A 15,145-nucleotide genomic window follows, 5' to 3' on the forward strand; every position below is an offset into this window, starting at 1 on the left:
CGAATTCAGGCGTAGATTCGAACGAACTCCGCCAACGACTGCTCGATATCGCCTTTGAGCGCCCGAGCAACGCCGGAACCGATGGGTCCGAAAAGCGGAGCGCCACCGAGTTCGATGATCAACGCCAACTCCGAACCAGCGCCCTTGGGCCTGACGTCGAGTTCGAGCCCCAGCTTGACGCCGCCCTTTCCGTCACCCTCGAGCGACAACGCCGTGGGCACGTCGTACTTCTTGATTGTCCAGCGCACGCGATTACGCAGGCCTTTCACCGTGACTACTGAGCTGATCTCGGTCCCCACCCCTAGTTGTTCGGGAATGTCCCCTCGCCAACCGTCGTGGACGACAAGCCAATTCTCGTAACCACTGAGATCGGAGGCCTTCTCCCATACTTCCTGTGGTGGCAGGGGGACATCGATCTTCACTGTGAGTTTTGCCATGGGGCGACCATAGCGCTGTGCGCCTTTCCAGTTACCGGAGGTACCTGTGATGTGTCATGACTTAGTGGACACATATGTGTCAGGACATCGCGGACACTTCACGATTTTCGTGGGTTGAGAAGTTGTCGGGTGTGGGTGCGGTCGACGACGAGCTCGCGTGCGAGTTCGTCGTCGACGAACACCGCGTAACGCTCGCCTTGCCAGAACACGACGGTCTCACGGTTTTTCCATACTCGACCGAGGTGGATCGAGAGTCCGTGGATTTTGATCACCCCGGTCGGGGAACTGGGACGAGTACTCGTCCCCGCTGCCACCATCGCTGTGGGATGGGGTGCGGCCGGCGGCGTCGCCTCCCACCGTTCGGCGGGAGTGGCGCCGCCCAGTGTTTTCTGCGGCCGGTTGTTGTAGAAACGGCGGTACTCGTCGAGCAGGACCTGCAGGTGCGGCAGCGACGCCGCAGCCGGGCGCGCGGCAAGCCATTTCTTCATCGTCTGGTGGTGGCGTTCGACCTTCCCACAGGTTTGCGGATGCGCGACAGAGGAGGAGATCGCGACGATCCCGAGGGTAGCGAGTTCACGTTCGAGTTCGGAGATCGTCCCACGCCGTCGACCGGAGAACGCGGTGCCGTTGTCGGAGAGGATCATCGCCGGATGCCCGTATTCCTCGAAGCCGGATTGTAAAGCTGCCCAAGCAGATTCGAATGATTCGGAGGCTGCCGCCTGTGATGCGATACAGGTGCGGGAGTGGTCGTCGATGATCTCGACGACGGTGACTCGGGTGCCGTTCGCGAGGTAGACGTGGGTTCCGTCGATCTGCCAGCACGCGTTCGGTGCCGGGAATTCGAATCGACGGTAGGTGTGGGGGCGTTTGTTCGGTTGCGCGAGGATCTGTCCGCGTTGTTTGAGGTGACGGTAGATCGTCGACTCGGACGGGACGATCGTTTCTGCGTCGGCGATCAGTCGTTGCCGAATGTAGAACGGTCCGTTGTCGCTGCCTTCGTCGTGAAGGTCTTTGCGGGCCCGCACGATGGCCTCGACCACCCCGGGTGGGGTGGTCGAGGGTCGTGTGTGGGGTGCGGTGCTGTGCGGTGTCAACGCTTCCAGGCCGCCTTCGGTGAACCGGCCGAGTTGTTCGTAGAACCAGCTGGTACTGATGTTCTCCTCGCGGCACAGGGCTGCGATGTTGACCTTGCGGCCGGCCGCTCGATCGGTGATCGCGACCAGGACAGCAGGGCTGAGCATCTTTCGGCGGCGTGTCATCCACCGATCGTGGACACCACCACACTGTCCGGGATGTCATGAAACATGAAAGTGTCCGCGATGTCCTGACACTTCACAAGTTACCGGAGGTACCAGAAAGGCGCACAGGGGCTGCCCTTACCAGGGCTGAAGGGCTACGCCCGCACTAGTGATCGACAGCTTTCTCGACGCCGACGCCGGTGAGCGAACGAACTTCCATCTCTGCCTGCTTGGCAGGATCTTCGGGCTTGTTGCGCCCGATGTAGGTACCGATGATGCCGAGGGCAAATGCCAGCGGGATCGAGACGATGCCGGGGTTGGAGAGCGGGAACCACGCGAAATCGGAGTTCGGGAGCATCGACGACGGCTTGCCGGAAATAGCCGGCGAGAACACGATCAGCGTCAAGCAGCTGATCAGACCGCCGTAGATGCTGAACAGCGCACCCGTGGTGTTGAACTTCTTCCAGAAGAGCGAGTACAGCAGGGTCGGCAGATTCGCCGAGGCCGCAACGGCAAAGGCGAGAGCAACCAGGAAGGCGATGTTCTGGCCCATGGCACCGATTCCGAGAACGATCGAGATGACACCGATCACGACAACGGTGATACGTGAAACCCGAACCTGCTGTTCTTCGGTTGCGTTGCCGCGCTTGATGACACTGGCGTAAATGTCGTGAGCAAACGACGCCGATGCCGTGATCGCGAGACCGGCGACCACCGCGAGGATGGTGGCAAAAGCCACGGCCGAGATGATGCCGAGGAAGATCGTGCCGCCGAGTTCGAAGGCCAGCAGCGGTGCCGCCGAGTTCTCCTTGCCGGGAGCAGCCAGGATCACGTCGGGTCCAACCATCTTGGCTGCGCCGTAGCCGAGTACCAGCGTGAAGAGGTAGAAGGCGCCGATCAGCGCGATTGCCCAGGTGACGGAACGGCGAGCTTCCTTGGCGGTGGGGACGGTGTAGAAGCGCATGAGCACGTGCGGCAGGCCCGCAGTACCGAGCACCAAAGCGATTCCCAGAGAGATGAAGTCGAGCTTCGTCATCCCCGTCAGCCCGTATTTTGCACCCGGAGCAAGAATGTCGCGACCGGCGACGGCTTCGTTGGTGGAATTGCTGACCACGTTCTGAGCGTCCGCGAGGAGCTGGGAGAAGTTACCGCGGACGGCAAAGAGTACGAGTACGAACATGATTCCGGCGCCGGCCACCAGCAGAACGGCCTTGACCATCTGCACGTAGGTGGTGCCCTTCATGCCGCCGACCAAGACGTAGACGATCATCAGCACGCCGACGATCGCGACCACGATTGCCTGACCGGTCTTACCTTCGATGTTGAGCAGCAGAGCGACAAGTCCACCGGCACCAGCCATCTGGGCGAGGAGGTAGAAGAGGGAGACGGCGAGTGTGGAGAGTGCCGCAGCCATACGCACCGGGCGCTGTTTGAGGCGGAAGCTCAAGACGTCGGCCATGGTGAATCTACCTGTATTGCGGAGCAATTCGGCAACGAGAAGCAAAGCCACCAGCCAGGCGACCAGGAAGCCGATGGAGTACAGGAAACCGTCGTAACCGTAGACGGCGATGGCTCCGGCGATACCGAGGAAAGACGCGGCCGAGAGATAGTCACCGGCGATGGCAAAACCGTTCTGCGGACCGGTGAACTGCCCGCCACCGGTGTAGAAGTCCGATGCCTTCTTCGTGGTGCGGCTGGCGCGAATGACCAGCGTCATCGTGACGACGACAAAAGCGAGGAAGATCGCGATGTTGAAGATGGGGTTTCCCACATCCGTCCCGGACGCGGCGAGTGTGGTGATCACGATGCGGGGCCTTCCAGCTCGTCACGGATAGCAGCGGAACGCGGGTCGAGTTCGCGACCGGCGAACTTCACGTACCAGGCGGTGATCGCGAACGTCGTCACGAACTGGCCGAGGCCCAGAATGATGCCGAGGTTGATGTTGCCGAGAACCTTGGTCGCCATGAAGTCGTGAGCGTAGGTCGCCAGGAGGACGTACACCGCATACCAGAGCAGAAAGAATGCAGTGATAGGGAAAACGAACTTGCGCAGGCGCGTCCGGAGTTCCTGGAACTCGGGGCTTGCTTGCATGTCTATGAATGCCTGGGCATCCGGGGTTCGCCGCTCGTGCGACTGTCCCTCACTGACTTCTGCTGTGGACACTGCCGGCTCCTCGCCTCGCGTGTGAAGTGAACTACGTGCAGACGTTAGTGAGATCGGAGTCACATGAAATGGCTGTGGTGGCGCTCACACGGTGAGCTGTCGAGTCGTGCGCCGAGCGGTCACACCAGCGCGACAAACGGCACGAATTATCAGGGCTGCCGCAGCTCGTCTTCGCGATCGGAACCCATGCCCAGACGCTCGGGAGCATGCATACGGGTGAAGATCCGCGCTATATCCGCAGGTACCTGCTTGCTCGATGCCTTACTGACCACAACCATTGTCGCGAACGCCAACGGCACGCTGACGGCGGCAGGAAACGCGAAGATCGCAGCCGGCCACCCACTCAACACCGTTTCCGACAATCCCCCGAGAATCGCGACGGTGGCTGCCGACCCGGCTACGACGCCGCCCACCACCATGCCGGCGCCTGCGCCCACCGCAGTCAACCCACGCCACCAGACGCCGAGCAGGAGCAACGGGCAGAGCGTCGACGCGGCCACCGCAAACACCAACCCGACCGTGATGGAGAGGTCGACCGACACCACGGCAAGCGACATGGCCAGCGGAATCGCACCAGCCAGAAGAGCGGCGATCCGGAAATCTCGTATCCGCCCTCGTAGGACGTCGGTGCTGATCACACCGGCGATACTCACGAGCAGACCGGACGATGTGGACAGGAACGCAGCAATCGCGCCCGACGCCACCAGCGCTGCCAGCAACTCCCCACCCCAGCCCGAGAACACCGAACCTGGCAACAGCAGCACTGCCGCGTCCGAGGTTCCGGTGATCAGCAACTGCGGAACGTACAACCGCGCGAACACTCCGAGCAGGACCGGAAAAAGGTAGAAGACGCCGACAAGACCCACGACGGCCAGGGACGTCAGCCGAGCGGTCCGCCCGTCCGGATTGGTGTAGAACCGCACCAGCACATGCGGCAAACCGAGTGTCCCGAGAAAGGTCGCGAGGATCAGCGAATACACCTGATACGTCGGGTGCGGACCACCGAATCCCCAACCGGGCGTGATCCAATCCGAATTCTGCGCCGGCGCCCCGGCTACTACCGGAACGGCTGCACCGGCTTCCAGAACCATCGACATCCCCTCGCCGAGGGTGTGCTCGCCAGGTTCGAGAACAACACTGTCCGTAACCGAGCGACCGTCCACCGTTCCACCGTGTACGGTGACCGGCTGCGTCACCTGCACCACCACGTCGGTGGTGATGTCCACGGTGGTCTGCTCGGTGACCGTCGGCGGCGCCGCAGCACCCACATCATGCTCGTCTGCAAAAAAGTAAAAGGCCAGCGCCACAGCCGGAATCGCCACTGCCGACAGCTTGAGCCAGTATTGGAATGCCTGAACGAACGTGATGGATCGCATGCCGCCACCGACGACGTTGGCGATCACGATCACCCCGACTACGACACCGCCGATCCAACTCGGCACGCCGAGAAGGATATTGAGGGTCAGACCCGCCCCCTGGAATTGCGGAATCAGGTAGAGGATGCACACCATCGCAACCACGAGCATTGCGAGTTTGCGTAACCACGGTGATCCCAACCGGAATTCGGCGAAGTCCGGGACGGTGTATGCGCCCGATCTACGGAGCGGTGCGGCGACAAAAAGCAGCAGCGCCAGATAGCCGGCGGTAAACCCGATCGGGTACCACAACGCGTCCGCTCCGTACTTCGCGACCAGACCTGCTACGCCGAGAAAAGACGCAGCAGAAAGGTATTCACCGGAAATCGCCGTGGCGTTCCACCGCGGACCCACGGTGCGGGAGGCAACGAGAAAGTCGGACGTCGTGCGGGAAAGCCGCACTCCGTAGATACCGATCGCCACCGTCGCCACTGCCGCCGCCACGATGCCCAACACCGTCAACGCCGGAATCGATTGCCCACCCACAGCGCCCGCGCTCAGTCGTCCACGAGATTGGTGAAATCCTGCTCGTTGCGCTCAGCCCGACGCACGAACACCCACCCGGTGATCAGCAACAGTGGCAGCACAGCACCCATCACCAACCACGGAAGCCTGATCCCCCACACCGAGTAATCCGACAATGCCGGAAATAGCATGGTCAACATCGGTATGGCGCACAATGATCCAGCCACCACCACAGTCAACCGAATCGCCAGGCCCAATTGGGCACGAACCAGACCCCGGATCATGGCGTCGCCGACCTCGGTCTGTTCCTGCACCTCCACCCGGGTGCGCACAATGCGGGCGCCGTGACGCTGCGCCAGCACCACGCGCTGACGAGCAGGTGGATCAGTGTGGCCACTCACCGCGACAACCAACTCTGCTTGGGGGTGCGCACCAACCGATCCTTCAACTCGCGGGTATGCCGACGGCTGACCGGCAACTCCACCGGTGGTTTACCGCTGTGTGGGCGAAGCGTCACCACCAAACCACTTCCGACAGTACGAATTCCGGTCACCAAGGCAACGGAGACCAGGTACGAACGGTGAACCCTCAAGAAACCCGCTTCGGCCCAACGGGATTCGAGGGTAGAAATCGGGATCCGCACCAGGTGTGACTTACCCGCCGTATGCAACCGCGCGTAGTCTCCGTCGGCTTCGACCCATTCCACCGCCGAGCGCTGCACCAGCGTCGTGACCCCGCCGAGTTCCACCGGAATCACTTCGTCGCTGGGCGCGGCATCGGCTTTGGCGCCGACCTGATTTCGCCCCGCCAGACCCACGATGCGGCGTACTGCCTGCGCCAACCGCTCTTCGCGCAGCGGCTTGAGGAGGTAGTCGACCGCACCGAGATCGAAGGCGGCTACTGCTCGATCGTCGTGCGCGGTGACAAAGACTACCGGCGGCGGAGTCGCAAAATTGGAGAGAATCCCGGCCAGTTCCAGACCGTCGAGTCCCGGCATGTTGATATCGAGAAAAACGCCGTCGATGCCGCCGTCGCGAAGAATCCTCAGCGCCGTCGTTGCATCCGACGCGGTGTGGACGTGCGCCACCGATTCTTGTGCGCGCAGCAGAAAAGCCAGCTCGTCGAGCGCCGGTTTTTCGTCGTCGACGGCAAGCACGGTCAGTTGGGCACCTATGTCAGTCTCATTCACAGCACACCCATATTCCCACGGTTACCCGCACCGAACCCACAAAGCCGCCGATCACACTCGAATGCCCTGCTTGAACTTGGGCACGCGCATGCTGACCTTGGTTCCGGCACCCGGCGCGGTCTCCACCACCAGGCCGTAATCGTTACCGAATGCAGCACGCAAGCGATCGTCGACATTGGCAAGACCCACGTGGGCGGCCTCCCGAGCGCTCGGCCGGCCGGCGCCGGATTCGATGGCATCGAGGGAACCGAACCGCAGCATGTCCGGGTCCATGCCGACACCGTCGTCTTCGACGCTGATGACGCAGTCCGGGCCTTCGTCTGCCGCCACGATGCTGATGGTGCCGCCCTCCGGTTTTCCGGAGATACCGTGCCGAACAGCATTCTCCACCAGCGGTTGCAGTGCCAGAAACGGCAGAACCACGTTGAGCACTTCGGGCGCCACCTGCAGTCGCACGTCGAGCGCATCACCGAACCTGGCCCGCTCGAGAGTCAGGTAGCGATCGATGTTGCGCAGTTCGTCGGCAAGCAACGTGAACTCTCCCGCCGAGCGGAACGAGTAGCGCGTGAAATCGGCGAACTCGAGAATCAGCTCACGCGCCCGCGTCGGATCCGTACGCACGAACGACGCCACGGTATTGAGTGCGTTGTAGATGAAATGCGGGCTGATCTGCGCGCGCAGTGCCCGAACCTCCGCTCGGTCGAGCCGGGCGCGTGACGCATCGAGATCCGCAAGTTCGATTTGGCTGCACGCGTAGCGAGCGACCTCTGTGATCGCACCGAGCATGCCGGGCCACGGGTCCTCGGTCGTGACGATCCCCAGTACCCCGACCACACCGCTGTCCTCGATGAGAAGCGGCTGGGCGATCAAGGCGCGGACCGCGTGATCGTCGCTGCCCCGCACCAGATCCGAGTAGGTCACGAGTACCCGGCGTTCGCCTTCGATGGCGCGCAGTGCAGCGTCGTGAAACTGCTCTGCCATCGATTCGTGCGGCCCGTTCCACGCCAGGACACTTCCCGCCGCGTCGGTGATGCCCAACCCTCGGGCACCGGTCAATTCGCGCAGATGCGGCGCCGCTTCAGCAGCCGAATCACGGTCGAGTCCGCGCCGAAGTGGCCGTGCGGCAAGCGAAGCCGTATGCAACGCCGCATGCACTGCTCGTTCGGTGGGTGAGGTGACCTCGCGTCTGGTCCGCATCCAGACCGCAGTAAGAGCCGCGATGAGAAGGGCAACTACGCAGGCAAACAGAGCAGCGACGGTGGGGCTCATCTAGGCCCCGCAGGTAGAGGGAGCGGGTATACCGCCAAAGCGATCCTGAATCCATTGCACGGCCCCGGGAACGGCCCGGCCGTCGGCGTGTCCCTCCCCTGGTCTCGACACGAACTCGATCACGTCTCCGTCCGAACAGGCCCGAGCCACCGCGGCCTCGGTCCACTCGGGAAGAATCAGGTTGTCGTTCGCCCCGACAACCACGTACATCGGGCCGCTCGCTTGCTGCCGGGGCAGCGCGACGTCGCTCAGCCAACTCTGAATTCGATCGGCATCGGCATCGGTGGCGGGACGCGTATCAGCCGGCGTCACCTTGCCCACCAGCGACAACTTCTCGGGCGCCCGGGCTGTGAGGCACGACGTCAACAGTTCGTAATTCTCCGCAAACGCTCCGTGCACGTAGTCGTCGCGTTCGAGATCCGGGTGGGTCAGCGACAGACCCTCGAGAACGTACGGCAACAACAGTTGTTGTGGCAGTGACAGATTCACCTCCGTCCCACTGGTGATGATCGGCGAGATGTCGGCCGCGGGCGACAGGTTTGCCGCACCGACAAATTCGAGTCCGTCCCCGTAGTCGCCGGCCTTCTCGGCAGCTGCCCATGACGCCTGACCACCTTGAGAGAGTCCCAACGTGGCCCACCGCTCCGACGTATCCGGGACGAGGTTGCGCGCTGCGCGCACTGCGTCGATCACGTTGTATGCGGCAGTATCCGGTTGCAGATACGGGTGCGGATCAGGAGTTCCGAGCCCCTCGAAATCCGAGACCGCGACAACGTAACCCGCGTTCAGCAGCGGCTCCACCAATCCCATGGTCCCGAGAAGCGTCGGTGAAGTGGACGGTGCGCAATCGTCCGAGATTCCGGTGGTGCCGTGTCCGACGGACACGATGGGCCAGCCGCCGTCGGGCGGAGTGCCTGCCGGGGTGAATACCGTTCCCGACACCTGTGTTTCGCGCCCGTCGACACCGGATGTGGAGCCGTACAGAATCTTCCGGGCACTCGCTCCGGCGGCAGCGTTAGTCGCAAACGGTTGGTCGTCGAAGACAACGCCGCGTGCTGCACTCTTCGGCGCTGATGAAGACTCCACCGCGGATGTGGGGGCAGGCGGTTCTGCCGACGTTGTCGCCTCGGTGCCGGTAGATCCGCAGGCTGTGCTCACCACCAGGACACTCGCAGCGAGCGTCCCCCAGATCAATTGCCTCGCTCGTGCACTCATACTGTGCCGTCCCCTCCGGCCGCCGCGCGAGCGCGGCGGCGCCGTACCCGTTCCTCAGCAGCAGCCTCTTCGAGATCAAGACCCTCCAACACGGTACGCAATACTTCGTCGTCGAGGTCGCCGTCGTCCCTCGCTGCAATCAACGCCATACGTTGTGTACGCAGCGACTGATGCCGGAACTTGTCGAACAGCGCACCCGCATTCCACATCGCCGTGTCGCGATCGTTGTTCTCGTCCGTCTCCTGCACTTGAAGGCGGGCCTGCATCGAGCGTCGCACACGTTCGACGATTGCCTGCAGTTCGGCGACATCGACGCCTGGTGGCGGACTGGCCACCACGTCGGCCAGCGCTTTCTCACCGGCTTGACGAGAGATGGTGCGCGCCAACTCCATTTGCTCCTGCGTGCGCAGCTGCTCGTACGGATCCGCAACATCCAATCTGCGGATCAGGAACGGCAGTGTGGAACCTTGCAGGAGCAGGGTTCCCACCGCAACGATGAACGCAATCGCCTGGATGACGCCGCGTCCGGGAAACGGTTCTCCGGACGAGAGGGCAAACGGAATACCGCCCGCCGCAGCCAGAGTGACCACCCCGCGCATCCCAGCCCACGACACCACGACGTTCTGTTTCCACGTCAACTGTTTCTGACGCTGCCCGCGGAGCAATGTCATTCCGAACCGCACCCGGGAGTAGCTCAGGAACAACCACAGCGGCCGGATCACGATGACCACCGCCAACACCGCGAGCCCGTACAGGATTACGTTGACCACCGGAAGCCCGTCGTTCACGACATCGTCGATCACGAAACTCAACTGCAGGCCCATGTAGGCGAAGACGAACATCTCGAGGAGCGTGTCGAGGCTCGACCAGACGGATCTTTCCTGCAGCCTCGTCATGATCGAGGCATCCGTCGAGTAGTGTCCGATCACCAAGCCTGCGACCACAACCGCAAGAACCCCCGAAGCATGGAGTTCTTCCGCGGCCAGATACGCGGCAAACGGAAGTACCAGGCCCAAACCGGTTTCGAGAGGCGAATCGTACATCCGGGCTCGCACGAATTTCACGATGAACGCCAGCACCAAACCGATCACGACACCACCGACAACTTCGTAGGCGAAGAACAGCAATGGTGAATCCGTGGCGATCCGAGTACCGGTCACTGCGGCGACGGCGACGGTGAACAACGTCAACGCGGTGGCGTCGTTGACCAGGCCTTCACCCGTGAGAATCGCGATGACACGCTTGGGCAGTCCGAGTTTCTGTCCCACTGCCACGGCGCTGACCGCATCGGTCGGTGCGATCACCGCGCCGAGCACCAGTGCCGCGCCGATCGTAAATTCCGGCACCATCCATTCCGCAAAGAAGGCAACCACGAAGGCCGTCACGAGAACCATGGCAACACCCAGACGCAAGATCGCAGCGAGGTTGCGCTTGAACGTCGCCACCGAGAATTTCAGCGCAGCCGAATAGAGCAAAGGCGGAAGCACGACACCCAGAATGACGTGTGGATCGAGTTCGGGCCGAGGCATTCCCGGGATGAACGACGCGACCGAACCGACCGCGACCAGAACCAGCGGCGCCTGAAGATTTCGGCGGTTCGCCAGCCCTGTCACTGCGATGGCGGCGATGACGACCAGCAGAATCCAGGTGAAGTTCACCCGTTCATTGTGCCCGCCCAGACTGACAAGTCACTCAACGGACGCACAGGAGCCCACAACCTCATCGAGATTGTGGGCTCCTGATTGCTGGGGGGCTACTCCTTCTCGGGAACAGCCTTCTTGGCAGCCTCGGCTGCCTTGTCGATCTGATCGCCGTACTTTCCGCCGGTCTTGTTATCGGCGATGTCGGCTACCTTGTCGATTGCGTCGTGAACCTTGTCGGAGTTCTCCGCGGCAAGTTCCTGACCCTTCTCGACCAGACCCTTGACGTTTTCCAAGAAACCCATTTTCTGTCCTCTCCCGGTGCTCATGCACATCTTGCTGCGGAAAGAAGAACCTCCGCACACACATAGATTCTCACAGGTCGAACGGTGCGGCGCCACAAGGTGGGCCGGGCCAAGGGCCTACTTCGACGCCTCCGCGTGATGGTGTTCGCCCGGCAAATCGTCCGGCGTGGTGAACAGCTTTCGCTTCTCACCGTGCAGGCGGGCGCTGACCCACCAGGACACCTCCACCAGTACGACGCCTACCGCACCGAGGGTGATCGCGAGCGTCGTCGCGGCCACGTTGCTCGGATCCAACTTGAAGAACTCGCGGGTGAACGGCAACGCGAACAAGATCAGGTAGCCGGCTACGGAACCGCCGATCAGCACCAGCTTCCACCACACGTACGGACGCGCAACCACGGCCAGCACCCACAGCGCGATCATGATCAAGGTGATCAGAGCCGTGGTGCCTTCCTGCTCGGGTGTCAGATCGTGATTGCGGTGCGCGAGCACATACACGATGAAGGTGGTGACGCCGATGATGATTCCCGATGGCAAAGCCAATCGCATCACGCGCGGCACGAAGCCCGAACGGGCCCGTTCATTGTTGGGTGCCAGCGAAAGAATGAACGCCGGGATACCGATCGTGAACCAGGCGGCGATGGTGACGTGGCGCGGCAGGAACGGGTACGACAGCGGTTCGAAGTCGAGCATCTTCGACAACACACCGGTGATTCCCACCAGGAATGCGAGCACCACCGAGTACACGGTCTTGGTCAGGAACAGGTTGGAGACGCGTTCGATGTTGCCGATCACTCGGCGGCCCTCGGCCACCACGTACGGCAATGTCGCGAACTTGTTGTCCAACAGCACGATCTGAGCGACAGCGCGCGTCGCTGGACTGCCCGAACCCATCGAAACTCCGATATCGGCGTCCTTGAGAGCCAAAACGTCGTTGACACCGTCACCGGTCATCGCGACGGTGTGGCCGCGAGACTGCAAGGCCGCAACCATCTCTCGCTTCTGATCCGGGCGGACGCGTCCGAAGGTGGTTGCTCCGTCGAGAACGTCGGCCAGCTTCTCCTGATCGTCGGGAAGCTCACGCGCGTCGATCGGACGATCACCGCCCTCGAGTCCCAGCGAACCCGCCACAGCACCTACGGACACGGCATTGTCACCGGAGATAACCTTGACGGCCACTCGCTGACTTGCGAAGTACTCCAACGTTTCCTGCGCGTCCGGGCGAACCTTCTGCTCCAACACCACCAAGGCTTCCGGCGTCACGACTCCCGGAGCGTCGACGTCGTCGACGGAGAGGTTGCTGCTGCCCAACATGAGAACACGCAACCCGGTGGAACCGATTTCTTCTGCCAGACGGGCCATCTCCGACGACGGATCGAGCAGCACGTCCGGAGCGCCGAGAACCCAGTTACCGTGGACGCCGTACGACTGCCCGCTCCACTTCTTCGCCGACGAGAAGGGAGCCACAGCAGTGGCGGCGCCCCAGCCGGCGTCATCGGTCAGAGACTCGCGGATCGCCAGGACACTGGCGTTGGGCCGAGGATCCGACGATGCCATCGCGGCGAGCGCCGCCTTGATCACCGACTCGTCGGCAGACCCGTCGGCGAGCTTCAACTCGGACAACCGCATACCGTTCTCGGTGAGCGTTCCTGTCTTGTCCGCACAGACGACGTCAACCCGGGCGAGCCCCTCGATGGCAGGCAGTTCCTGAACGAGGCACTGCCGCTGACCGAGTCGAATGACGCCGACGGCAAAAGCGATGGACGTCATGAGCACCAGACCCTCGGGAACCATCGGGACCAGGGCCGCGACCATGCCGTTCAGGGCCGGGCCGAGGGACTCACCACTCGAGAACAGCTGGTTGTAGATGATCAGCGCACCAGCCGGAATCATCAGATATGTGATGAACTTCAGGATGCTGTCGATGCCACTGCGTAGTTCCGAATGAACGAGCGTGAACTTGCTCGCCTCTTCCGCGAGCTTCGCTGCATACGCGTCGCCGCCGACCTTGGTGGCGCGGTATGCGCCGCTACCGGCGGCGACAAAGCTGCCGGAGAGTATCGACTCACCGGCATTCTTGTGCACCGGATCTGCTTCGCCCGTGAGCAGCGACTCGTCCACTTCGAGCGCCGACGACGACACCACCTCGCCGTCGACGACAATCTGATCGCCAGAACCGAGTTCGATAATGTCGTCGAGCACAACGTCTTTGGGCGCCAGCGGAACAGCAACGCCGTCACGCCGGACCATCGGCTTAGCTTGACTGACGATCGCCAAGGCGTCGAGTGTTTTCTTCGCCCGGATCTCCTGGATGATGCCGATGCCACTGTTCGCGACGATCAACAGTCCGAACATGCCGTCGATCACGGAACCTGTCGCGAGGACAATCGCCAACAGCACCACCAGGATCGCATTGATCCGGGTGAACACATTGCCGCGAACGATGTCCTTGACCGAACGAGACGCCCGATCCGGTACGTCGTTGGTCTGCCCCGACGCGATCCGCGACGCAACTTGATCTGCGGTCAGGCCGCGAACGACGTCGACGGTGACCCCGCCACCGTCTCTCGCGATCGAAGTCGCCGTGCCTTCTGAACCGATGTGCTCGTGAGCCATGGTCAAAGATTACGCACCCGCCGCGACAAAACCGGGTCCGACTCCGATCTCAGGCTCGCGGCAGCGGTTACCCCAGGGGAATCCACCATTGTGTCGGCGGCTGCGCGGACAGAGCATCGATCCGTCCACCTGGCATCGGCACCGCCACCGTAGTGCCGGCATCGCCGGCAGCTTCGGTCAACCGGATGATCGGCTCGGACCACGAATGGAACGCCAGATTGAACGTGGCCCAGTGAATCGGCACAAATACTCCACGCGCGGGGTCACCGCGATTCAGATCCGCGTGCGTCTGAACTGCTTCCTCGGGGTTCATGTGGATATCCGGCCACCGCACGTCGTACGCGCCGACAGGCAAGAGCGTCAGGTCGAAGGGCCCGTACGTCGTGCCGAGTTCCACGAATCGCGGTGTGTATCCGCTGTCCCCGCCGAAGAACACCCGATGCTTCGGTCCCGCAAACGCCCACGACGCCCACTGGGTCGCGTTGCGAACAAGGCCGCGCCCGGAAAAGTGTCGAGCCTCGGTACACGTGAGAACCAGGTCACCGATAGTCGTCGACTCGTCCCAGTCCAACTCGACGATCCGGTTCTCCGGCACCTTCCAATGCCGCAGATGCGCGCCGATCCCGATCGGAACCACGAACGGCGCCGTCTGAGTGCGGGTCAGAGTCTTGACCGTCTCCATGTCGAGGTGGTCGTAATGATCGTGGGAAATCACAATCGCATCCACCGCGGGGAGGTCATCCAACGCCACCGGCGCGGCATGCATTCGCGCAGGACCGACTGTGGCAGAGGGTGATACACGCTCACTCCACACCGGGTCGGCAAGCACCCGGTAGCCGTCCACCTCGACGAGGACACTCGAATGCCCGTACCAGGTAACTGCCGCTCCGCCGGCCTGAGCGGGTGCGAGCGGCGTCGCCAACGGGATAGGCGCGCGAGGCCGACCCGTCGAACCGCGAGTGAGCAGCGATTTTGCCATCCCGGCATCGGTGCCCGGCACGAGCATGCTGCTGGGGTCCGAATTGTGGAACCGTCGATTCCGATATCGAGGTGACATCGCCGCATAGGGTTGCACCGCATTGCGCGACGCCCCGATCTGCGTCGGGATTCCCCAGGCGGCGCGGGCGATCCATCCGACTGCCGCAGTGACCGCGGCAGCACCGAGAAGCGTCGTCGTCTTCATTGTGCCCAGA

13 protein-coding genes are annotated in these 15,145 nt (G+C 62.6%); all 13 read right to left on the reverse strand.

The features are described from left to right. Window positions 1–5: 5 nt before the first annotated feature. A complete protein-coding gene (locus tag ACFRFQ_RS24695; RefSeq protein WP_378663556.1) occupies window positions 6–437 on the reverse strand; it encodes an SRPBCC family protein in 432 nt (143 codons plus the stop codon). Between the two features lie 98 nt (window positions 438–535). Next, window positions 536–1,696 (reverse strand): DDE-type integrase/transposase/recombinase, encoded by a 1,161-nt coding sequence (locus ACFRFQ_RS24700; RefSeq protein ID WP_378663559.1) that lies wholly within the window; start codon window positions 1,694–1,696, stop codon window positions 536–538. A 145-nt stretch (window positions 1,697–1,841) separates the two neighbouring features. Then, window positions 1,842–3,479 carry a cation acetate symporter gene (locus ACFRFQ_RS24705; protein WP_378663562.1) on the reverse strand — a complete coding sequence of 546 codons (1,638 nt, stop codon included), beginning with the start codon at window positions 3,477–3,479 and terminating at the stop codon, window positions 1,842–1,844. Beyond that, window positions 3,476–3,838 (reverse strand): DUF485 domain-containing protein, encoded by a 363-nt coding sequence (locus ACFRFQ_RS24710; RefSeq protein WP_138872273.1) that lies wholly within the window; start codon window positions 3,836–3,838, stop codon window positions 3,476–3,478. Before ACFRFQ_RS24710 ends, ACFRFQ_RS24705 begins: the two co-directional genes overlap by 4 nt. 149 nt (window positions 3,839–3,987) lie before the next feature. Next, entirely contained in the window at window positions 3,988–5,739 is a 1,752-nt protein-coding gene (locus ACFRFQ_RS24715; RefSeq protein ID WP_378663565.1) for a cation acetate symporter, read from the reverse strand. 11 nt (window positions 5,740–5,750) lie between these two features. Continuing rightward, the gene (locus ACFRFQ_RS24720) at window positions 5,751–6,119 is read right to left on the reverse strand and encodes a hypothetical protein (RefSeq protein ID WP_378663568.1); all 369 of its coding nucleotides are present in this window, start codon (window positions 6,117–6,119) and stop codon (window positions 5,751–5,753) included. Further along, window positions 6,116–6,907, reverse strand: a complete 792-nt coding sequence (locus ACFRFQ_RS24725) for a LytR/AlgR family response regulator transcription factor (protein ID WP_378663571.1) — start codon at window positions 6,905–6,907, stop codon at window positions 6,116–6,118. Before ACFRFQ_RS24725 ends, ACFRFQ_RS24720 begins: the two co-directional genes overlap by 4 nt. 51 nt (window positions 6,908–6,958) lie before the next feature. After that, entirely contained in the window at window positions 6,959–8,176 is a 1,218-nt protein-coding gene (locus tag ACFRFQ_RS24730; RefSeq protein ID WP_378663574.1) for a histidine kinase, read from the reverse strand. Beyond that, entirely contained in the window at window positions 8,177–9,391 is a 1,215-nt protein-coding gene (locus ACFRFQ_RS24735) for a lipase family protein (protein WP_378663576.1), read from the reverse strand. Then, window positions 9,388–11,049 carry a Na+/H+ antiporter gene (locus ACFRFQ_RS24740; RefSeq protein WP_378663579.1) on the reverse strand — a complete coding sequence of 554 codons (1,662 nt, stop codon included), beginning with the start codon at window positions 11,047–11,049 and terminating at the stop codon, window positions 9,388–9,390. The genes ACFRFQ_RS24735 and ACFRFQ_RS24740 overlap by 4 nt, the downstream gene beginning before the upstream one ends. A gap of 95 nt (window positions 11,050–11,144) precedes the next feature. Beyond that, window positions 11,145–11,336, reverse strand: a complete 192-nt coding sequence (locus ACFRFQ_RS24745; RefSeq protein WP_378663582.1) for an antitoxin — start codon at window positions 11,334–11,336, stop codon at window positions 11,145–11,147. A 117-nt stretch (window positions 11,337–11,453) separates the two neighbouring features. Continuing rightward, window positions 11,454–13,952, reverse strand: coding sequence for an HAD-IC family P-type ATPase (locus ACFRFQ_RS24750; RefSeq protein ID WP_378663584.1), 2,499 nt, complete (start codon window positions 13,950–13,952; stop codon window positions 11,454–11,456). Between the two features lie 67 nt (window positions 13,953–14,019). Beyond that, window positions 14,020–15,135 (reverse strand): MBL fold metallo-hydrolase, encoded by a 1,116-nt coding sequence (locus tag ACFRFQ_RS24755; RefSeq protein ID WP_378663586.1) that lies wholly within the window; start codon window positions 15,133–15,135, stop codon window positions 14,020–14,022. Window positions 15,136–15,145 lie beyond the last annotated feature (10 nt).

This window comes from Rhodococcus sp. NPDC056743 (genome assembly GCF_042790355.1).
Classification (GTDB): Bacteria; Actinomycetota; Actinomycetes; order Mycobacteriales; family Mycobacteriaceae; genus Rhodococcus_F.

What these genes read in the sequence shown, in the direction of transcription:
- ACFRFQ_RS24730 (WP_378663574.1), bottom strand. Translation starts at nt 8,176, where the DNA reads ATGAGCCCCACCGTCGCTGCTCTGTTTGCCTGCGTAGTTGCCCTTCTC.
- ACFRFQ_RS24745 (WP_378663582.1), bottom strand. Translation starts at nt 11,336, where the DNA reads ATGGGTTTCTTGGAAAACGTCAAGGGTCTGGTCGAGAAGGGTCAGGAA.
- ACFRFQ_RS24735 (WP_378663576.1), bottom strand. Translation starts at nt 9,391, where the DNA reads ATGAGTGCACGAGCGAGGCAATTGATCTGGGGGACGCTCGCTGCGAGT.
- ACFRFQ_RS24755 (WP_378663586.1), bottom strand. Translation starts at nt 15,135, where the DNA reads ATGAAGACGACGACGCTTCTCGGTGCTGCCGCGGTCACTGCGGCAGTC.
- ACFRFQ_RS24695 (WP_378663556.1), bottom strand. Translation starts at nt 437, where the DNA reads ATGGCAAAACTCACAGTGAAGATCGATGTCCCCCTGCCACCACAGGAA.
- ACFRFQ_RS24750 (WP_378663584.1), bottom strand. Translation starts at nt 13,952, where the DNA reads ATGGCTCACGAGCACATCGGTTCAGAAGGCACGGCGACTTCGATCGCG.
- ACFRFQ_RS24700 (WP_378663559.1), bottom strand. Translation starts at nt 1,696, where the DNA reads ATGACACGCCGCCGAAAGATGCTCAGCCCTGCTGTCCTGGTCGCGATC.